Annotated in this window: 17 protein-coding genes; 3 read left to right on the top strand and 14 right to left on the bottom strand. The window is 71.2% G+C overall.

The window, feature by feature from the left end; genetic code table 11:
- Positions 1-95 precede the first annotated feature (95 nt).
- The 4 genes from ACFZAT_RS31025 to ACFZAT_RS31010 are packed head-to-tail and all read right to left on the bottom strand — an operon-like array spanning position 96 to position 3776.
- Positions 96-761 (bottom strand): response regulator, encoded by a 666-nt coding sequence (locus ACFZAT_RS31025; protein ID WP_391268831.1) that lies wholly within the window; start codon positions 759-761, stop codon positions 96-98.
- Positions 758-2029 carry a histidine kinase gene (locus tag ACFZAT_RS31020; RefSeq protein WP_391268829.1) on the bottom strand — a complete coding sequence of 424 codons (1272 nt, stop codon included), beginning with the start codon at positions 2027-2029 and terminating at the stop codon, positions 758-760. The genes ACFZAT_RS31025 and ACFZAT_RS31020 overlap by 4 nt, the downstream gene beginning before the upstream one ends.
- Before the next feature lie 32 nt (positions 2030-2061).
- Entirely contained in the window at positions 2062-2850 is a 789-nt protein-coding gene (locus ACFZAT_RS31015; protein WP_391268827.1) for an ABC transporter permease, read from the bottom strand.
- A complete protein-coding gene (locus tag ACFZAT_RS31010) occupies positions 2847-3776 on the bottom strand; it encodes an ATP-binding cassette domain-containing protein (RefSeq protein WP_391268826.1) in 930 nt (309 codons plus the stop codon). The genes ACFZAT_RS31015 and ACFZAT_RS31010 overlap by 4 nt, the downstream gene beginning before the upstream one ends.
- 143 nt (positions 3777-3919) lie before the next feature.
- Between ACFZAT_RS31010 and ACFZAT_RS31005 the strand changes: the two genes are divergently transcribed.
- Positions 3920-4477: a GNAT family N-acetyltransferase gene (locus ACFZAT_RS31005; RefSeq protein WP_391268824.1), complete on the top strand. Its 558-nt coding sequence runs from the start codon at positions 3920-3922 to the stop codon at positions 4475-4477.
- Between the two features lie 15 nt (positions 4478-4492).
- On the opposite strand, the gene ACFZAT_RS31000 is transcribed toward ACFZAT_RS31005, so the two are convergent.
- The 9 genes from ACFZAT_RS31000 to ACFZAT_RS30960 all read right to left on the bottom strand — a co-directional run bounded on the left by ACFZAT_RS31000 (position 4493) and on the right by ACFZAT_RS30960 (position 14243).
- The gene (locus tag ACFZAT_RS31000; RefSeq protein WP_391268822.1) at positions 4493-6205 is read right to left on the bottom strand and encodes a type VI secretion protein; all 1713 of its coding nucleotides are present in this window, start codon (positions 6203-6205) and stop codon (positions 4493-4495) included.
- A 1-nt stretch (position 6206) separates the two neighbouring features.
- Positions 6207-7625, bottom strand: a complete 1419-nt coding sequence (locus tag ACFZAT_RS30995; protein WP_026171334.1) for an ATP-binding protein — start codon at positions 7623-7625, stop codon at positions 6207-6209.
- A 39-nt stretch (positions 7626-7664) separates the two neighbouring features.
- Positions 7665-9215, bottom strand: a complete 1551-nt coding sequence (locus ACFZAT_RS30990) for an SCO6880 family protein (RefSeq protein ID WP_391268820.1) — start codon at positions 9213-9215, stop codon at positions 7665-7667.
- Complete coding sequence (locus ACFZAT_RS30985) at positions 9212-10510, bottom strand: hypothetical protein (RefSeq protein WP_391268819.1); 1299 nt, start codon at positions 10508-10510, stop codon at positions 9212-9214. The genes ACFZAT_RS30990 and ACFZAT_RS30985 overlap by 4 nt, the downstream gene beginning before the upstream one ends.
- A 28-nt stretch (positions 10511-10538) precedes the next feature.
- Entirely contained in the window at positions 10539-11408 is an 870-nt protein-coding gene (locus ACFZAT_RS30980; RefSeq protein WP_391268817.1) for a hypothetical protein, read from the bottom strand.
- A 181-nt stretch (positions 11409-11589) separates the two neighbouring features.
- Entirely contained in the window at positions 11590-11898 is a 309-nt protein-coding gene (locus ACFZAT_RS30975; RefSeq protein WP_018101695.1) for a hypothetical protein, read from the bottom strand.
- Positions 11899-12177: 279 nt separating this feature from the next.
- A complete protein-coding gene (locus ACFZAT_RS30970; protein WP_391268815.1) occupies positions 12178-12867 on the bottom strand; it encodes a DUF402 domain-containing protein in 690 nt (229 codons plus the stop codon).
- Positions 12868-12945: 78 nt separating this feature from the next.
- Entirely contained in the window at positions 12946-13383 is a 438-nt protein-coding gene (locus tag ACFZAT_RS30965) for a DUF6892 domain-containing protein (RefSeq protein WP_391268813.1), read from the bottom strand.
- 77 nt (positions 13384-13460) lie between these two features.
- Positions 13461-14243, bottom strand: a complete 783-nt coding sequence (locus ACFZAT_RS30960; RefSeq protein WP_391268811.1) for a DUF4232 domain-containing protein — start codon at positions 14241-14243, stop codon at positions 13461-13463.
- A 270-nt stretch (positions 14244-14513) separates the two neighbouring features.
- Between ACFZAT_RS30960 and ACFZAT_RS30955 the strand changes: the two genes are divergently transcribed.
- Positions 14514-15695 carry a hypothetical protein gene (locus ACFZAT_RS30955; RefSeq protein WP_391268844.1) on the top strand — a complete coding sequence of 394 codons (1182 nt, stop codon included), beginning with the start codon at positions 14514-14516 and terminating at the stop codon, positions 15693-15695.
- A 3-nt stretch (positions 15696-15698) separates the two neighbouring features.
- On the opposite strand, the gene ACFZAT_RS30950 is transcribed toward ACFZAT_RS30955, so the two are convergent.
- On the bottom strand, positions 15699-16895 hold the full coding sequence (locus ACFZAT_RS30950; protein ID WP_391268809.1) for a low temperature requirement protein A: 1197 nt from the start codon (positions 16893-16895) through the stop codon (positions 15699-15701).
- 132 nt (positions 16896-17027) lie between these two features.
- On the opposite strand from ACFZAT_RS30950, the gene ACFZAT_RS30945 reads away from it, so the two are divergent.
- Positions 17028-18785 carry a hypothetical protein gene (locus ACFZAT_RS30945; RefSeq protein WP_391268807.1) on the top strand — a complete coding sequence of 586 codons (1758 nt, stop codon included), beginning with the start codon at positions 17028-17030 and terminating at the stop codon, positions 18783-18785.
- The last annotated feature ends 41 nt before the right edge of the window (positions 18786-18826 follow it).

Raw genomic sequence — 18826 nt, 5'->3', positions numbered from 1 at the left:
TGGTACTGCAGGGGGGACCCTGTGGGAGAGTAGGACGCCGCCGAACAATCATTGTGGGAAAGCCCCGTGCCGCTGGCACGGGGCTTTTCTGCGTTTCAGCCCGGGGAGACCAGACGGGTGTCGTACGCCAGGATGACCGCCTGGACGCGGTCCCTGGCTCCCGTCTTGGCGAGAATCCGGGAGACGTGGGTCTTCACCGTTGACTCCGCGAGATGAAGGCGTTCCGAGATTTCGGAATTGGTCCAGCCCCGGCCGATCACCGTCAGGATTTCCCGTTCTCGGCCGGTGAGGCCGGCGATGCGCGGATCCTCGACGACCGGTTCGCCCGGGTCGGCCGGCAAGTGCTGTACGTACGCGTCCAGGAGACGGCGGGTCAGGCTCGGGGCGACCACCGCGTCGCCGAGGGCCACGGCCCGGATGCCGGACAGCATCTCCTCCGGCAGTGCGTCCTTGATCAGGAAGCCGCTGGCCCCGGCGCGGAGGCCGTCGTACGCGTACCGGTCCAGGTCGAACGTCGTGACGATCAGTACACGGGTGCGGGAGCCCGCCTTGATGATGCGGCGGGTCGCTTCTATGCCGTCCAGGAGCGGCATGCGGATGTCCATCAGGGCTACGTCCGGCTGGTGCCGGGCGACGAGCTGGAGCGCTTCGTGGCCGTTGGCGGCCTCGCCGACGACCGTCATGTCGTCCTGGCTCTCCAGCAGCATGCGGAAGCCGAAGCGCTGCATCGGCTGGTCGTCCGCGATGAGCACGGTCGTCACGAGGGTGAATCCTCCAGTGGGAGCCGGAGCCGTACCTGCCAGCCCCCTTCGGCGGACGGGCCGGCTGCGAGTGTGCCGTCGTACAGGGAAGCGCGTGCACGCATCCCGGTGATGCCCTGTCCGGTGCCTGCGGCAGTCCGCTCGTCCGGGGGCGGGTTGCCATTGTCCGTGACGAGGGCTTCGAGTGCGCCCGGCTGGTAGGTGAGAGTGACCTCGGCCGCGAGCGACGGTGAAGTGGCCGTGTGCTTCAGCGTGTTCGTCAGGGACTCCTGCACCACCCGGTAGACCGTCAGCTGCCGTCCGGGGGTGAGCGGACCGGGCGGTGGTGTTCCCCGAACGAGCAGCTGTACCGGCAGACCGGCCCGGCGCACGCCCTCCAGAAGCCCGTCGATGTCGTCGAGGGTGGGCTGCGGGGTGCGGTCCGCGTCGTCCGGCCGGTCGCGCAGGACTCCCAGCAGGCGGCGGAGTTCGGCGAGGGCCTGGCGGCTGGTGGTGCCGATGGCTTCCAGCGCCTGGGCCGCACGTTCCGGGCTGCGGGCCGCCGCGTACGAACCGCCGTCGGCCAGGCCGGTGATGACGGACAGGTTGTGCCCGATGATGTCGTGCATCTCCCGGGCGATACGGGTCCGTTCGGCGGCGGCGGCCAGACGGGCTTGCTGGTCGCGTTCGCGTTCCAGCCGGTCGGCCCGGTCGACAAGGGCCTCGGTGTACTCCTTGCGCGTACGCACCAGGATTCCCGCCAGGGCGGCGATGGCGAACATCCAGACATGCGGGAGGAGGAGACGGCTCCAGACCTCCGGGAACCGCCCCGAGGCGGCGATCACCAGTGGGGCCGCGACCAGGGCGCCCGACCGGGCGAGGGTGCGCATCGGGAGGCGTAGCGCGATGTTGAAGACCACGATCTCCTGGAGCAGCGACGCCTGGATGACCGCCCCCGTCCACACATTGGCCAGCGAGAACGGCGCCATGAAGGCGAGTACGGCCAGGGGGTGGGTGCGGCGCCACAGCAGCGGGGCGGAGAAGGCCGCACTCATGGCGAACACCAGCGGTTCCGGGACGTGCGGGTCGACGGCGACCGTGCGCCAGCCGCCGGTGGAGACATCGAGGACGGCGAACAGCACCCAGAAGGTGGTCAGGACGCCGTTCCAGACCGACGGGCGGCGGTGGTCGAAGGCGCGGATGCGCTGGAAGAGGCGCTGTATGTGCCCGGTGAGCGGGGTCGGGGCGGCCGGCGGAGGCGCTGCCCCGCGCTCGGTGGTGTCCGTCATCCTTGGCTCCCCCGCGCCCGGCCCCGTACGGCTCATGCGTCCCGGCGCCGCAGGAGTACGGCTGCCGCGACCAGTGTGGCGGAGGCCCACAGGGCGAGGGCGAGCAGGGCCGGACCGGGGGATGCGGCGTCTGGGAGAGGGGTGGCGGAGCCGAGGACGCCCGCGGCCTGGGTGGGGAAGTAGCGGACGGCGGTCTCCACCACGTCGTAAGGGAGCATGGTCAGCACCTCGGGGAGGATCATCACACCGCCGATGAACGCGCCGATCGCTCCGGGGACCGAGCGCAGGAGTGCGCCGAGGCCCAGGGCGATGAGGCCGAGGAGGGTGGTTCCGGCGGCGTTCCCCGCCACGGCGCGCAGTACACCCGGGTCGGTGAGGGAAGCGGCCTGGTTCGTGTCGTGCAGGAAGAACTGGGCGACGACGAAGGTGACGAGCGCGGTCGCGAACATGGCGGTGAACACGGTGGCGGTGAAGACGGCGGCCTTCGCCCACAGCACCGGAAGGCGGCGCGGGACGGCGGTCAGTGAGGCGCGGATCAGGCCTGAGGAGTATTCGCCCGCCGTGACGAGGATGCCGAGGACCACCGTGCAGAGCGAGGCGAGGAGCGAGCCGTAGAGGACCAGGATGACGGTGTCGATGTCCGAGTCGCCGCCGTCGGAGGTGTAGGTGGTGCCCATGAGGATGCCGACGCCGAGGACGAAGACGACGGCCAGGCCCAGGGTGATCCAGCTGGAGCGCAGGGTGCGCAGCTTGTGCCATTCGGAGCGGAGCACCCGGGCAGGTGTGACGCGGTAGGGACGGGGAAGGGCGGTGGTCGTCATGCGGGGGCTCCGGTCGGTGCGGCGGTGGTCCGGTAGTCGACGGACTCCTGGGTGAGGTCCATGAACGCCTGTTCCAGGGAGGCGGTGTGCGGGGTGAGGGCGTAGAGGGGGATGGCGTGGGCGGCGGCGGTGCGGCCGATGTGTTCTGCGTCCGTGCCGCGTACCTCCAGTCGGTCGCAGCCCGGCGTGGTGGTGATGTCGATGCCGGGGCCCTTCAGCAGTTCGCACAGGGCGGTGGCCCGAGGGGTGAGGACGGTGACGGAGCCGCCGCCGGCCGTGGTGGTGAACGCGGTGACGGTGGTGTCGGCGAGGAGCCGGCCGCGGCCGATGATGACCAGGTGGTCGGCGGTGAGGGCCATCTCGCTCATCAGATGCGAGGAGACCAGTACCGTGCGGCCCTGTGCGGCGAGGTCGCGGAGCAGGGTGCGGATCCAGAGGACGCCCTCCGGGTCCAGGCCGTTGACGGGTTCGTCGAGGATGACGACGGCCGGGTCGCCGAGGAGGGCGGCGGCGATGCCGAGGCGCTGGCCCATGCCGAGCGAGAAGCCCTTGACCCGTTTCCCGGCGACGGCGGTGAGGCCGGCGAGGTCCAGGACGTGTTCGACGCGGGTGCGCGGGATGCCGTGCGTGTGGGCGAGTGCCATGAGGTGGTGGAAGGCGGTCCGGCCGGGGTGGACGGAGCGCGCTTCCAGCAGGGCGCCGACCTCGGTGAGGGGGGCGCTGTGGGAGGTGTACGCGCGTCCGCCGATCGTGGCGCGGCCCCGGGTGGGGGCGTCCAGGCCGAGGAGCATGCGCATGGTGGTGGACTTGCCGGCGCCGTTGGGTCCGAGGAAGCCGGTGACCGTGCCCGGGTGGACGGTGAAGTCCAGGTCCTGGACGACGGTGGTGTCCCCGTAGCGCTTGGTGAGTGCGTGTGCCCTGATCATGCGGTCGACGCTACGGAGCCGGCGCGGGCCGGTCGTCGGACCGGGGGCGGGATGTGCGGGGGCGCGTAGTACCGGGGTACGACGCCTCGGGGACGGGGTGAATCCGTTTGCGGGGTCGCGGGAGCGCAGGTCAGGATCGGTGCATGGACTACGTGATACGGCCGGTGTGCGCCGGCGAGTGGCGTTCGGTGAAGGAGCTCCGGCTGGCCGCGTTGCAGGACCCGGCGGCTCCGGTGGCGTTCCTGGAGACGTACGAGCAGGGGCTGAAGCGGTCCGACGAGGCGTGGCGTGAGCGGACGGTGGATGCCTCGGAGGACGGTCCGGGCGAGGTGCGGCAGTTCGTCGCGGAGGGCCCGGAAGGTGCCTGGGCGGGCTCGGTGACGGTGCTCGTGGAGGGGCCGGACGTCGAGGCGCGGTTCGGTGAGGCGGCGTCGGTGAACCAGGGGCACCTGGTCGGTGTGTTCGTACGGCCGGAGGCGCGGGGCGCGGGGGTGGCGGACGAGTTGTTCCGGGCGGCTGTGGACTGGGCGTGGTCGCTGGAGTCGCCGCGGCTGGAGCGCGTACGGCTGTATGTGCACGAGAACAATCCGCGTGCCGAGGCGTTCTACCGGAGGTTCGGCTTCGTGCCGACCGGGGAGACGGTGCCGATGCCCGGCGATCCGACGGCGCGTGAGCTGGAGTACGCGGTGGCGCGGCCCTGAAGCCGTGCCCGCTCCTCAGAGGCTGCTGGGTGTCCGGAGCTGTTGCGTCCAGTGTGAGCGGGCCTGTTCCGGGGAACGGAGCAGGGCGATGGTGGACAGGCCCTGCGTCTGGCCGGATCTCAGGAGCTCGGGCAGGCGGGGCAGGGGGGCGACGGCCGCGACATCGTCGAGGACGAGCGTCATTGGTGGGTCGAGCCGGCCGTCGGATGACCGTGCGGCCATGCGGCGGCCGTGCTCGACCACGTCTGCGGCGAACGCGGTGAGCAGGGGCATCGTCCCTGGACCGGATCGCGGGGTCTCGATGGCTTCACCCACCACATAGAGGCTGCCCCCTTCGGCCGCAAAGGAATCCAGTGCGAGCGCATCTGCTCGATTTGGTGTGCAGGCGTCCCGGACGTGGACGGAGGAGAGGGCGCCGAACGCGCGCACCGTCAGTTCCTGTGCCATCTCCCGGCGTTCGGGATGGCCGGTGAGCGCGGACTCCAGGAGTCCGGCGAGGCCGGGGGCCGCTTTGGGGTGGGTGCGCAGCAGGCGGACCGCTTCGTGGGCGTTGCCGCCGATGGCCCAGCGGTGGACCTGGCGGAAGGGGCGGCCGTCGATGGCGGCGGCGTGCAGCCAGCAGCGCAGGAGGGTTTCGGCGATGTCGGCCGTCGCCGAGTCGACGCGGGCCTGGGGGCGGACGGGGGCGAGCAGCGCGCTTGCGCGGGCCGCGGCCCGGTCGGCCTGTTCGCAGCCGGTGGTGGGTGCCCAGTGCAGCCGGGCCGGGGTGTCGCAGAGGTGGCCGGGGTCGTAGACGAGGACGGGGCCGAGCTTGGCGCGGGCGTCCTTGGTCTCGGCCCAGAGGGTGGGGTCGGAGGTCACGACGAGCACGGGGCCGTCGGCCTCGCGGATGGCCTGGACGGCGGTGGCCCGGCGGGTGGCGGCGGGGCCGTAGAGGACGAGGGGGGTGCGTGGGGAGGGGACGGTCGCGGGGAGCGGGGCGGTGGCGGTCGCCCCTGGGGGTGCCGGTTCGGGGTGCGCCGCTTCGGTCGGTGCGTGCCAGGTTTTTCGGGTGGTGAGTGCTTCGGGGGCGGATTCGGTGGGAAGGGCCGTCGTCTGCGGTGCGGTTTCGGTGAGGTGCTCGGCGGGAACAGGGGCGGCCGGCGCGGGGACGGGGGCCGTCTTGCGCAGGGCGTCGGGGGTGGGGGCGGGGGCCGGTTCCGGTTTCGGTTCGGGGAGCGCCGACTCGTACGCGGCATGCTGCTGTTCGTTCCGTCGGCCGGTCTTGCGGCCCTTGCCCTGCGCGAGTTTGCGTCGGGCGCGCTCCTCGCGGTGGGCCTGTTCGAGGAGGGCCAGTCGCTCCGTGCGTTCCGTGCGGCGGCGGGCCAGGACGGCGCGCCAGCGGGTGATGACGCCCATGACGAAGACCGTCAGCACCACGAGCACCATCAGTTCGCCGATGAGCAGGCCCCAGAACAGGCCGTAGCCGGAGAGTTGGCCGGGCGGGGTGCTGGGCCAGGCGGCGGGCAGGTCGTGAGGGGCCTCCAGGAGGCGCCGGAGGGCCAGGGGGGTCTCGGTCGGGGTGACGCCGTCGGGCCAGGCGCCGTGGGCGAGGAGGCCGGCGAATCCGGTGGCCGCCCAGGCCAGCAGCGTCAGTCCGAGGAGGAAGGCGAGCAGTCCGACGAGCAGGCCGTCGGGGATGCCGCCCCCTTTGCCGTCGCCGGACCGTCCCCCGTCGCTGCCTGCCATGTCATGCCACCGTCGACTCGGACGACTCGTTCAGTCGCTGCTGGTTCTCGATTCTGGCCGCGCGTTCCTCCGCTTCGAGGTCGGCGGCTCTCACGTCGTCCGGGAGGAGGTCGCTCACGGACGACTCGGTCATGGCGCGGTCGGTGAAGACGAGGGGGCGTTCGGCTTCGGTGATCAGGTGTTTGACGACCTGTACGTTGCCGTTCACGTCCCAGACCGCGATGCCCGGGGTGAGAGTGGGGATGATTTCGACGGCCCAGCGGGGCAGGCCGAGGACCCGTCCGGTGGCTCTGGCTTCGTCGGCCTTCTGGGCGTAGATGGTGCGGGTGGAGGCCATTTTGAGGATGGCGGCGGCTTCGCGTGCGGCGGCACCGTCGACCACGTCGCTGAGGTGGTGGACGACGGCGACGAAGGAGAGGCCGAGGCGGCGGCCGAACTTCAGCAGGCGCTGGAAGAGCTGGGCGACGAAGGGCGAGTTGATGATGTGCCAGGCCTCTTCGACCAGGAAGATGCGCTTCTTGCGGTCGGGCCTGATCCAGGTGTGTTCCAGCCAGACGCCGACGATCGCCATCAGGATGGGCATGGCGATGGAGTTGCGGTCGATGTGCGAGAGGTCGAAGACGATCAGCGGGGCGTCCAGGTCGATGCCGAAGGATGTGGGGCCGTCGAACATGCCGCGCAGGTCGCCGTCGACCAGCCGGTCGAGGACGAGGGCGACGTCCAGGCCCCAGGCGCGGACGTCGTCTATGTCGACGTTCATCGCCTGGGCGGATTCCGGTTCGGGGTGGCGCAGCTGCTCGACGATGTCCGTGAGGACGGGCTGGCGGTCGGTCGTCGTGGCGTTGACGTAGGCGTGGGCGACCTTGAGGGCGAAGCCGGAGCGTTCGTCGAGGCCGTGGCCCATGGCGACTTCGATGATGGTGCGCAGCAGGGCGAGCTGGCCGGTGGTGGTGATGGCCGGGTCGAGCGGGTTGAGCCGGATGCCGCCGTTGAGCGCGGAGGTGGGGTCGAGGCGGATGGGGGTGAGGCCGAGCTCCTGCGCGATGAGGTTCCACTCGCCGACGCCGTCCTCGCCCTGGGCGTCGAGGACGACGACCTGGCGGTCGCGGAAGCGGAGCTGGCGGAGCACGTACGTCTTCTCCAGCGCGGACTTGCCGTTACCGGACTCGCCGAGGACGAGCCAGTGGGGGGCGGGGAGCTGTTGTCCGTAGAGCTGGAAGGGGTCGTAGATGTAGCCCTTGCCGGAGTAGACCTCGCGGCCGATGATCACACCGGAGTCGCCGAGGCCGGGGGCGGCGGTGGGCAGGTAGACGGCCTGGGCCTGGCCGGTCGAGGTGCGGACGGGCAGCCGGGTGGTCTCCACCTTCCCGAAGAGGAAGGCGGTAAAGGCGTCCGACAACGCGGACAGCGGATCTCGCATGGCGTGACTGACCTCCCTCTCGGTGTCGCGGACTGGCGGTTAGCGGCGGATGCCGGTGGCGAACGGCAGGGTGTTGACGAAGGCGCGGTGGTGCTCGCGGTCGCACCATTCGAGCTTCAGGTACGACTTTCCGGCCGAAGCGCGGATGGTCCGCTTGTCGCGGGCGAGGGCTTCGGGGGAGCGGGACGACACGGTGATGTACCCGACGATGTTGACGCCGGCGGCTCCGCTGGCGAGGTCTTCACCCCGTTGGTCGAGCCGGCCGTGGGCGGCGATGTCGCGGGGGTCGACGGTGCGGTTCATCTTGGCCTGGCGGCTGGCCTCGGCGTCGTCGTTGGTCTTCTCCGTGAGCATGCGCTCGATGGCGATCTCTGTGGGTTCCAGGTCCATGCAGACGGCGACCGTGCGGATGACGTCGGGGGTGTGGACGAGGAGGGGGGCCAGGAAGTTGACGCCGACGGGGGTCATCGGCCACTCCTTCACCCAGGCGGTGGAGTGGCACCAGGGGGCGCGGGTGGACGATTCGCGGGTCTTGGCCTGGAGGTACGTCGGTTCGACGGCGTCGAGCTCGGCGGGCCAGGCGTTGCGCTTCGTCATGGCCTGGATGTGGTCGATGGGGTGGTCGGGGTCGTACATGGAGTGCACGAGGGAGGCCAGGCGGCTCTGGCCGAGGGGCTGGCGGACCCGGATGTCGGCCTCGGCGAGGCGGGCGCAGATGTCGGTGAGCTCGCGGGCCATGACGACGGCGAGGCCGGCGTCGCGGTCCAGCTTGCGGCCGGTGTGCGGGCGGGCGGCGCGGGCCATGGCGTTGGCCTCTGCGGCGAGCTCGCGGTTGAAGTGCATGCAGGCGACGAGGTAGGCGCGGTGCTGCTCGCTGGAGGTGGAGACCATGGACTGGAGCTGGTCGTAGGAGTCCTGGAGCCAGTGGGGGGATGCCTTGTCGCCGCGCTGGGCGACGTCCTTGGCGTGGGCGTCGGGGTCGGCGGGGAGGGTGCGGGCGAGCATCTGGAGGCGGGTGACGAAGCCGTCTCCGTTGGCGACGTGCTTGAGGAGGGTGCCGAAGCGGTCGACGAGAGCTTCCTGGTCCTCGCTGTCGCGCAGGCCGACGCCGGGGCCCTCGATCTCGATGGCGGCGGTGACGGTGCGGCGGTCGGCGTGGAGGAGGACGGCGATCTCGTCGGGGCCGAAGGGGGCGGAGAGCCAGTTGATGCGGCCGATGCCGGGGGGTGGGCCGATCTCGATCTCGCGGCCGTCGGCGCGGGTGCCGGCTTCCATTGCGGTGGAGCGGTAGGTGGTGCCGCGGCGGAGGGAGCGCTTGTAGCTGCGGTTGATCTCGAACCACTTGTAGAAGGTCCGGTGCCGGTACGGGACGTAGACCATGGCGATGGCGAGCAGCGGGAAGCCGGTGAGCAGCACGATGCGCAGGGAGAGGACGGGGACGAGCAGGCCGCTCATCATGCCGAGGAACGCGCCGGCGATGATCAGGGCGATTTCGCCCGTCTCGCGGTTCTTGCCGACGATCGCGTTCGGCCGGGCGCGGCCGATGAGATACGTACGGCGGGGCGCGATCGGATGGGACTGTGTGCTCAACGCCCGCCACCTCCTGTGCGGTTGTTACCTGTGCTGCCTGGTCCACCGCGGGTGCCGCGGCTGCTGTGGGGGGTGCCGGCGGTCGGGGCGGAGCCGCTGCGGGGCGGGGGTGCGGCGGAGGGGGCGGATCCGCCGCCGGGGTTACGGGAGCTGTGGGCGGCGACGCCGCCGCTGACCGGGTTGGCGGGGCGGCCGCCGCCGCTGCTGGTGTCGCCGCTGTTCTGGCCGCCGCGGCTGCTGTGGGTCTTGATGCCCTGGGAGACGAGGGCGGCGGGGGAGCTGATCATGGCGGCGGCCTGGGAGCCGTCGGTGGCCTGCTTGCGGTTGGTGCGGGCGCCTTGGATCTCGTCGCCGAAGCCGGGGACGAAGCGGTAGATCATGGCGGAGGCGAAGATGGCCAGCAGGATGATGGCGAGGCCGGAGACGACGGCGGAGAAGGCGTCGGGGCCGTCGTCGGAGGAGAGGGCGCCGGCGAGGCCGAGTACGACGACGATGACGGGTTTGACCATGATCACCGCGATCATGATGCCTGCCCAGCGGCGTACGTGTCCCCACATGTTCTTGTCGACGAGTCCGGCGTAGACGGCGGTTCCCAGGAGGGCGCCGACGTAGAGCAGGGCGGCGCGGATGACGAGTTCGAGCCAGAGGATTCCGGCGGCGAGGATGGAGACGAGGGAGACGACGATCAGCATGATCGGGCCGCCGCCGATGTCGGAGTCCTTCTTGAGGGCTTGGGCGAAGGAGCCGAAGAAGACGTCGGTCTGGCCGCCGGAGGAGGAGGCGATGACTTCGGTGACGCCGTCGGTGGCGGAGACGATGGTGTAGAGGATGAGGGGGGTGAAGGCGGAGGCGAGGACGGTGAGCCAGAGGAAGCCGATGGCTTCGGAGATGGCGGTGGTGAGGGGGACGCCGCGGATGGCGCGCTTGGCTACGGCGAGGAGCCAGAGGACGAGTGTGAGGACGGTGGAGGCGGCGAAGACGATGGCGTACTGCTGGAGGAAGCGGGTGTTCGTGAAGTCGACGTTGGCGGTCTCCTTGACCGCGTCGCTGAGCTTGCCCACGATCCACGCGGCGGCATCGGCACAGCCCCGCCCGAGCGAGGTGAGCGGGTCGAGAGCGGGGTCGGTGCTTGGGGGCGGGGTGGACCTGGAGGAACTGGAACTTCCGCCTTCGCAGTAGTCCTTGGCAGGACCGACGATCAGTGAGCACTTCCCGTCATCTGACGGGGAGGGGCTGGGAGCAGCTGTGGCACGCGTTGCCAGGACGACCAGCACGGCTTGGATGCTCGCCAGCATTGTCCCCAGTCGCAGCATGTGCCTTGCACTAGCGGGCATAGGTGAACCCTCCGTACTCCTCGACAGCCTTCGCGATTTCGTCGGCGCCTGAAGCAGTGCGATCGGCGTTGACGGGTGCCGGGCCGTCCTTCTGGGAGAAGCTGTCGACCTTCCAGTCGTTACTCTCCCAATGGAGTTCGAGCGTCATCGTGAACCAGTCGTTGCTCACGGGATTGGTGGAGCCAATGCCGGCTGTGCCGAAGACGCCAGTGCACCAGACCTCCACGGTGGCGGAGGTGTCGGTGAACTGCGTGACCTTTGTCCCGACGGGTGCTGTTCTCGATACGTAGGTCATGCCCTCTGCGGCGTCACCGTTTTCGTCGAGGCCGACCTTGTCGAGAAAGTCCTTGCTGTAAGCCTGGTCAAACTTGCTCTCGAGTTCTCCGGCCCTGTCGGTGACGAAGACCTGACGCACGATCTGTTTGCGTTGTGCCGGCTTGAGGATGTCCGCCGATACGAGGACGACCGAGTAATTCGCCGCCGCGCTCTCCGCGCCCTGTTGGTCGTGGGCGAAGCCCGAGGGGATTGTGCCGTTTTTGCCTGTTACCGGCTTCGTGCCCGTGGGGGAGGTCGGCGCGGCGCCCGCCCGGTCGCCGGAGGGTGCGCCGGACTTGCCGCTCGAGCCGTCCTTGTCGCCGCCCATGTTGGCGAAGGCGATGGCGCCCAGCAGGAGGATCACCACGCCGGCGAACGTGATGAGGGAGCGGGAGTTGCGGGCCGGGCGGCGGGGGCCGTAGGGGTCGCCGGTGGGGCCGTCGGGCAGGCGGGTGCGGGTCTGACGGGTGCCGCCGATCGTGCTGTAGGCGTCGCTCGTGCGTCCCGCGTCGTTGCCGTAGCCGTCCTCGTCGCCGAGACTCATGCCGCGTACGCCCCCTCAACCGTTGCTTGAACCGCGTCGTAGTACGACGGTAGCCGTGCTGCTCTCCGCGCGGACGCGGTGTGGTGACTCGACATCAGGGGTACGCAACCTCTGCCGGTGGGCACGACGGACGGATGGGAGGGGTGGGGCGGCCGTGCCCCGGTTCGGGGATGACGCGCGGTCAGACGGCCATCCCGTACACAATGGTGAACAGGGTGCCGAGCGATCCGATGATGAACACACCGGTCAGGCCGGCCACGATCAGCCCCTTGCCCTGTTCCGCGCTGAACGTGTCGCGCAGAGCCGTCGCGCCGATCCGCTGCTTGGCCGCGCCCCAGACCGCGATGCCGAGGCACAGCAGGATGGCGATCGCCATCACCACCTCGATCATCACGCGGGCCTCGTTGCCCAGGGTCCCGAACGGCCCCCAGTTCGGGGCGATTCCGCCGATGATGGTGGTGATGTCGCCCTTTTCAGCTGCCAGGATCATGTAAGTCACCGCCCCAGTTGGGTAGTTCACCGCCCGTACCGCATGGCACGGGTCACTCTCTATCTTCGCTGATGAAACTGGATTCGTACGACGGCTTCACGGCTCTCTTTACCCGGATCTCGCACATTTGACCGGTCTGACCGCCCTGACCTGCGGATCGAATCGGTGTGTGGGCGAAATGCGTATGGTTACTCTGTGTATCACGGAGAGTGACGCCGGGCAATGATCGTCATCACGCCAGGCTGGCCGAGATGCCCTCTGGTGGCCGAATCGCGCGCTTCAGGGCGGAGGGGGCGAGGTCGGAGCGCCCATCGGGCGCAGCAGGGGGTGACGCGGAGTCGGCGGTCGGGGCGGGGTTTTCCAGTACGACGGTGGCCGGAAGTCGCACCAGGAGCCGTCGAAGGGAAAGGTTCCGGCCTCGGCGAGCTGTGCGACGGTCGCTCCTTCGGACCGGATCGCGAGCGCTTCCTCGGCCGTCCAGTACGCGGGGTGGCCGGTCTTCTCGGCGAAGGACTGTTCGTCCTTCCAGCTCCACGTCCGGTCCGGAGCGACGTTGATGTCCAGCTCGTGGTCGGCGATGTCGATGTCCGCGCCGTGATGCACGCGCCGTTCGAGGTTGACGTACCAGCCGCGGAACTTGTGTCTGCGGCCGAAGAGCCACAGCACCGAGTGGGCCGCCCCCGTCGGCTGGTAGAAGAGGGCGTCGCCCATCGGCCAGCGGCCCGCGACGACGGGGAAGCCCTCGGCCGGGCGCTCGTGCGGGTCGATGTCGCGCAGGTGGGAGACGCCGCGCGGGAGGGCGGTGTGCCACATCGGGGTGCCCGATTTCATCCACACCAGTTGTCCGGCGGCCGTTCGCTCGACCAGGCGCACGGGTACGGAGGCGCTGAGGTGGCCGCCTATGAACAGGTTCCAGTGCAGGATCTCGCCCGGTGTGCCGCTTGCGGTGTCCCTGTTGTCCTCTTTCATGCGATTGATCATTCCCGCCGCGCATGCGCCGGACACGTGCGGAGCGCGAGGGGTACGTCCCTGACGGGGCGTCGGCGTTCAGTCGGTGGCGATGCCCCGGCTCGCGAGGACGTCCGTGTCGAACGACATGCCGATTCCGCAGTCGTCCACGCCCTCGATCAGCCGCAGGTTCGGCAGCAGATCCAGGTCGTCGAGCGAGCCCACGTCGAAGAGGTCGTCCTCCCCGTCCCAGACCGGCGCGCACTCCTGGTACACCTCGAGGCCGCCGTCGACGGTCAGCGTCTCGACGGTGGCCAGCAGCTCCGAGCTGATCTCCAGTGCCTCGAAGTGGGCCCGGGCCTCGTCCAGGACGGTGAAGGCGAGGTCGTTCTCGTAGGCGTAGCTCTGCGGGTCCTGGTCGATGCCCTTGGCCTTGAGGCAGTCGGCTATGCGGAACGCCGGGGTGAGCGTCTCGTCGGTGTACATGAGCTGTTCGATGACGAGCAGCTTGAAGTTGAAGTCGCGGAAAGCAGGCATGGCACGGATCGTAACGGTGCCCTCGGACAGACCCTTTCGTTCCGTTCGAGGGCACCGTCATCATGGCCGGGTACGGGTCAGGGCTTCGTGTTCGCCTGCTTCATGGAGGCCACCGCGTCGGCGACGGTGGTCCGGTACAGGCCCAGCTTCGGGGTGCCGACCTTCACGTCGGGGCCGAGCGGGAAGTTGAGCTGCTCGGCGTTGGGCATGTTGTCGCCGTCGGCGAGCACGTTCAGCTCGTCCACCCAGGTCACGCCGTTCCCGCCGCCCGGGTTGAGGTCGACCACCGCGATCGCGGCGGTCTTCGGCTTGACCGGGTACGCCGGTGCGCCGCCGAGGCCGCCCGGGACCAGCGGGATGATGTCGCCGCTGTGGTCCGAGGCGTTCGCCGCGCCCAGGCTGACGCGCGGGTAGTAGCTCAGGCCGCAGGAGTTCCTGCCGGTGTTGTTGACCTCGATCACGTGCTGGGTGGCCGAACCCTCGCGGGCGTACACGCGCACCGACAGGTCGCCGCTCTTGCAGGGGTGCTTGTACGCGTAGGCGTCGCTGGTGTCGCCGGCGGCGGCCCCGCCCGTCCTGGCGGCGCCCCCCTTGGACGTGCCGGTGCTGGAGGTGACCGCTTCGGTGGAGCCGCCGCCCGTCTTGGCGCCGTCGCCCGCCGAGCTGCCCTGGTCCTGGGCGGCGCCACCCGCGGTGTCCTTGCCGGTGTTCTTCGCGGCCACGGTGGCTTCGGCCGAGGCGGAGGTGTCGGCCGGGCCGGCCGCCTTCGTGCCGCTGCCGTCCCCGCCGCAGGCGGTGAGCGCGAGGGCGAGGGCGGCGGTGGCGCCGAGGACGGCGGTGCGCTTGCGGTGCGTCAGCATGGGATTCCCCGAGGTGTGTAGCGGTCGATTGGTCGGATCGGTGCAGACAGGGCCCGGATCCGCGGCGAACCGCTCCCCCTCCGGACCGTCTGACATGGGAAGCCTCCCGCGCGCCGCTCATGTTCTGCTAACGCCTGCCTGACGTCCCGCTGACGTCACTCGAAGGAGCGTTTCGGCTCACGCATGACCCGGTGTCCGGGCGGGAAAGGGGGGCCCGCGCGTGACTTCGGCGGTCCGATCACCGTTAGATGTGATGTGCCCAAGCCTGTCGTGTCCGCCGCGCCGCCCGTGACGACCGCTTCCGCCGGAGACGGTGCCGCCGCCTCGCCGCCGCCCTTCCTGCTCACACCGCGCCAGGGGGAGGGCGCCCGCGCGCTCCTCTCGTACGTGGCCGGCCTGCCCCTGGACTCCGCCGACGCACGGCTCCTCGCGGTCGTCGTGGGGATCCGGGCCGCGCGGACGGGCGCCGGGAACCTCACGGGGACCGATCTGCGGTCATTGCGGCTGGAGGACCCGGAGGGCGCCCTGGCCGAGCTGACGGCGGCGGGGTGGGAGGTGCCCGGCGGGCTCACCGGTGGGGAGCCGGACGTGCCGTACGCGATCGTGGTGCCGGATCTGGCCCCGGGGCCCGACCGCGCACTCCGCCTCGGCAAGGACGCGCGGTCGCGGGTGTCGGGCTGGTCCATGCGTACGAGGCTGGCCAAGCCGGTACGGAAGGGGGCGCCGGGGGTACGGCTGGCGGCGCTGTTCCTGGCGGCCCACTGCTCCGACGAACTGGCCGGCCGGGCGCCGGCGGAGCTGCCCGCCGTCTGTTACGGGGCGGTGCCCGTGCTCCTGGAGAAGGGGTTCCTCGCCGAGGTCTCCGGGCAGACCTACCGGCTCGGCACGTCGGTGGGGCATCTCGCGGGCCGGTTCCGTACCCCGGAGGAGCTTGCCGCAACCGCGCGGGCGGAGGAGGAACGGCGGGCCGCCCGGGAGGCGGCGGCCGCCGACGAGCCCACTCCGGAGAGCTGGGCGGCCTGGAAGTCCGGCGTCAGCCCGGCACTGCTGCGGCACGCGGAGGCGGTCGAGGCGTGCGGGCTCTGCCGGTTTCCCTTCGCGCGGGTCGCTCCGGCGTTCATGTCCGGGCCGTCCCCGCTGCCCGCGCCCCGGGCCGCTCTCGACGCGTACGAGGCGTGGCGGGCCGCCCACCCGGACTGTGGGCGCGAGGCGGCCCTGTTCACCGTCGAGTTCCGGGCGGAGCACGGCCACGGGCCGTCGTACAGCCAGCTGTGCAAGGGCCTGCGGTGGAAGAAGCTCGGGCGGGAGCTGCGCGGGGTCATCGTGCACACCCTCATCGCGGAGGGCTGGCTGACGTCCACGCCTCCGGTGCCGTGGACCCTGCGGCCGGGGAGGACCGCTCATGCGCAGGGGATCGCCCTGCCCGGTCAGGCGGTGCGGGCGGCCCGCTGACGGTCAGTGCGCCGGGGTGGACCCGGTGCCGCTGTCCGCGTTCCGGGCGGCCAGGAGCAGCGTCGCCGCGATGAGCAGGGCGGTGATGATGCCCGTGGTCAGGATGGGGGACGGGGCGTAGGTGGCCGCCAGGACCGCGAGCACCGCCACCGGGTGCAGCACGTCGGCCGTGCGGCGAAGTTCCGCGGTGCGGTGGTGCAGCAGCCAGACGAGGGTGACGAACACGGCGACCGGGACGGTGTAGACGGCCGCCGCCGTGCGGTCGGTGATGTGTCCGTGGCCCGCGGTGTGCGCGACGTTGAGGGCGAGCCCGGCGCCGACCGCGGCCGCCGACGCGAAGACGAGGTAGTGGCCGTACCCCCACAGCAGCGCCGTACGCAGGCTGGTCAGCAGCCGGGGTGCGCTCTGCGCGAAGTACAGCCACCACAGGGCGAACACCGTGAGGAGACCGCCCGCGACCAGTGCGGCGAGGTCGCCGAGTGCCGCGTGCGTGTCCAGTGCGGCGCGTACGGCGCCGGTGGCGGCGGTGATGGACTCGCCGAGCACGATCAGTGTGAACAGGCCGTACCTTTCGGCGATGTGGTGCGGGTGCCAGGTGGTGGTGGTTTTGCGTTCCGCCAGTGCGGGAACGGCGATTTCCGCGAGGACGAGGACCGCGAAGGTCCACAGGCCGGTGTCCTCGGGCAGGGCCAGCCGCACCACCCAGCCGATCTGCACCAGGAAGATCCCGGCGGCGTACCCGAGGCAGGTGCGGCGCCGCTCCGGGTCCGAGCGGGCGGCGCGCAGCCACTGCGTGACCATCGCGAGCCGCATGATCACGTAGCCCCAGGTGATGACGGTGAAGTCCTCGTGCTCCAGCGCCTCCGTCGCGCCCGCCGCGAGCACGAGCGCGCCGGTGATCTGTACGAGCGTCAGCAGCCGGTACGGGATGTCGTCGGTGTCGTAAGCGGAGGCGAACCAGGTGAAGTTCATCCACGCCCACCAGATCGCGAAGAACACCATCGCGTAGCCGAGTACGGCGTGGCCGATCCGGCCCGCGGCGAGTTCGTGTTCGAAGGCGGAGGCGGCCTGGGCGACCGCGGCCACGAAGCAGAGGTCGAAGAAGAGTTCCAGCATGGTCGAGGCGCGGTGCTGTTCGTCTGCGCGGCGCGCCACCATGGGCCGGTGCCAGAAGCTGGGGGAGGGGGACGATGAGCTCATGGGGGCGCATTCTTCCGGCTGGGCGCGGTGAGGGCGCGTGAACCGCGCCCGGTGGAAAAGCGATGGCGCGGTCCGGCGGGGCTCTGCCACACTCCGCGCCATGACCTATGGAATCGAGAACCACCCCGCCCGTTGAGCGCCCCGGAAGAGCGCGGAGCGCTCACTCCCCGGCCCTTCTCCCTGTACGCGTGCGCGTCGCGTGTCGAACACGCCGAGCCCGAGGGGCCGTGGTGCCTGGCGGACGCGGCACCGTCTGTACCCCGCCGTAGCCCGTCCAACCGGGTCAGCCGGGATTTCACCCAGACCAGGGACGAGCTGACCCGTCTCCTCGGGCCGTTGCTGGCGGCCCCCGATCCCGTCGACGCGGCGGAAGAGGTGCACCGGCGGCTCGACTCCCTGGACCCGCCCGTCAGGCACCGCACCCTGCGCCTCCTCGTGGCCGGGATGCCGGTGGAGAACGAGGAACGGGCGCGGGCGTTGGCACGCGTGCTCGTGCGCACGGGGACCGGCTACCTCGCCGTCTCCACCGGGATCGCCCTCCTCACCGAGCTGGGCGGGCCGCAGGATGTGCCGTATCTCCGGACTCTCGGCCGGCTGCGCTCCCTCGTCCGCCCTGTCGTTCACGCGCTCGACGCGCTCGACCGGCCGGCCGGGGCGCGGCTCGAACTCCGCAACCACCAGGAGCCCGTACCCTTCGAGCCGCTGCTCGCCGCCCTCGACGCCGGTGACCGTGTCGCCGTACGGCGACGGCTGGTCGCGTTGCCGCGGGACATGGCGCCCGAGGTGGCGCGGCGGGTGGCGGAGGCGTCCGGGCTGGCCGGTCTGCTGGCGGAGGCGCCCGGGCTGCCGGTCTCGGAGGGCGCCGAACTGATCGCCCGGGCCGGGCGGCTGCTGTTCCTCATGACCACCCTCCGCGACTACCGGCCCGAGATCCTCTCCTACCCGGATGCCCCTCACGCGTACGAAGCGTTCGCGCGGGGCGCCGGGCTCCTTCCCCGCACGCTCGGCCACCACGCGCTTCTCCTGTCTGCCGTTCAGGAGCTGAGCACGGGGCCCGCCGTCCTGCACGACTGGGGGGCGGGGCGGCGGGAGTCGGCGCTGGCGGAGCTGACGGCTGTCCTGGAGCGGCCGGAGTGGCGGGAGGTGCCGGACGCCGGTGCCGAGCCCGCTGCGCGGCGGCGGGTCGCGTGGGTGCGGCGTACGCGGGCGCAACTGCTCGGGGCGCCGGAGGCTTCGGGTGCGCGGTTGCGCATGGCGATCCACGAGCGCGATCCCGACGATCCGGCCACCGTCGAGGCGCGCGTCCTCGTCGACGGGCGGCCGCTGGTCCCGGACTGCTTCGGCCGGGGGCCCGCCGACTCCCCCGAGGAGTTGCTGTTCCCCGGCACCTTGCGGGCGACTGCCGAACCGCGCGAGGGGCGGCTCGCCGAGGCCTACTGCACCGAGGGCTGTTGCGGTGCGCTGTATGTCACCGTCCGGCTGGACGGGGATCAGGTCGTCTGGTCCGGCTGGCGGTGCCCCGTTCCGCCGGGCGGCACGCGTGAACTGCCCGACCTCCGCTTCGACGCCGTCGCGTACGAAGCGGAGGTCGCCCGAGCGGAGGGGGACGAGAGCTGGATGTGGCCGGCCCGGCGGGCCGCCCGCCTGATCGCCGACGGGCTGCGCGGCCGGCCGGATCTCCTCGCGCGCTGGAGCGTCCGGCTCGACTGGGCCGGGACGGGCTTCCACGACCCGGACGAGACGACGATCAGCCTGTTGTACGACGCCGAGAACGGGCACGTACGGCAGATCATCTGGCGCATCCCCGAGGACGGCACCCCACCGGAGGAGCGGGCGGCGGCCGCGTTGCGGCGGCTGGGCGAGGAGGACCCGAGGGCGTACGGGCGTTAGCGCCGGTCCACCGTTCGGGTGATCCCGGGGTGGGGGCCGGG

This window comes from Streptomyces sp. NPDC008163, from assembly GCF_042956885.1.
GTDB lineage: Bacteria > Actinomycetota > Actinomycetes > Streptomycetales > Streptomycetaceae > Streptomyces > Streptomyces drozdowiczii_A.
This window is presented reverse-complemented; position numbering and strand designations above follow the sequence as displayed.

Coding starts and splice junctions, on each gene's coding strand:
- ACFZAT_RS31020 (WP_391268829.1), bottom strand. CDS start 2,029: ATGACGGACACCACCGAGCGCGGGGCAGCGCCTCCGCCGGCCGCCCCG.
- ACFZAT_RS31015 (WP_391268827.1), bottom strand. CDS start 2,850: ATGACGACCACCGCCCTTCCCCGTCCCTACCGCGTCACACCTGCCCGG.
- ACFZAT_RS31010 (WP_391268826.1), bottom strand. CDS start 3,776: ATGATCAGGGCACACGCACTCACCAAGCGCTACGGGGACACCACCGTC.
- ACFZAT_RS31005 (WP_391268824.1), top strand. CDS start 3,920: ATGGACTACGTGATACGGCCGGTGTGCGCCGGCGAGTGGCGTTCGGTG.
- ACFZAT_RS31000 (WP_391268822.1), bottom strand. CDS start 6,205: ATGGCAGGCAGCGACGGGGGACGGTCCGGCGACGGCAAAGGGGGCGGC.
- ACFZAT_RS30995 (WP_026171334.1), bottom strand. CDS start 7,625: ATGCGAGATCCGCTGTCCGCGTTGTCGGACGCCTTTACCGCCTTCCTC.
- ACFZAT_RS30985 (WP_391268819.1), bottom strand. CDS start 10,510: ATGCTGGCGAGCATCCAAGCCGTGCTGGTCGTCCTGGCAACGCGTGCC.
- ACFZAT_RS30980 (WP_391268817.1), bottom strand. CDS start 11,408: ATGAGTCTCGGCGACGAGGACGGCTACGGCAACGACGCGGGACGCACG.
- ACFZAT_RS30975 (WP_018101695.1), bottom strand. CDS start 11,898: ATGATCCTGGCAGCTGAAAAGGGCGACATCACCACCATCATCGGCGGA.
- ACFZAT_RS30970 (WP_391268815.1), bottom strand. CDS start 12,867: ATGAAAGAGGACAACAGGGACACCGCAAGCGGCACACCGGGCGAGATC.
- ACFZAT_RS30965 (WP_391268813.1), bottom strand. CDS start 13,383: ATGCCTGCTTTCCGCGACTTCAACTTCAAGCTGCTCGTCATCGAACAG.
- ACFZAT_RS30960 (WP_391268811.1), bottom strand. CDS start 14,243: ATGCTGACGCACCGCAAGCGCACCGCCGTCCTCGGCGCCACCGCCGCC.
- ACFZAT_RS30950 (WP_391268809.1), bottom strand. CDS start 16,895: ATGAGCTCATCGTCCCCCTCCCCCAGCTTCTGGCACCGGCCCATGGTG.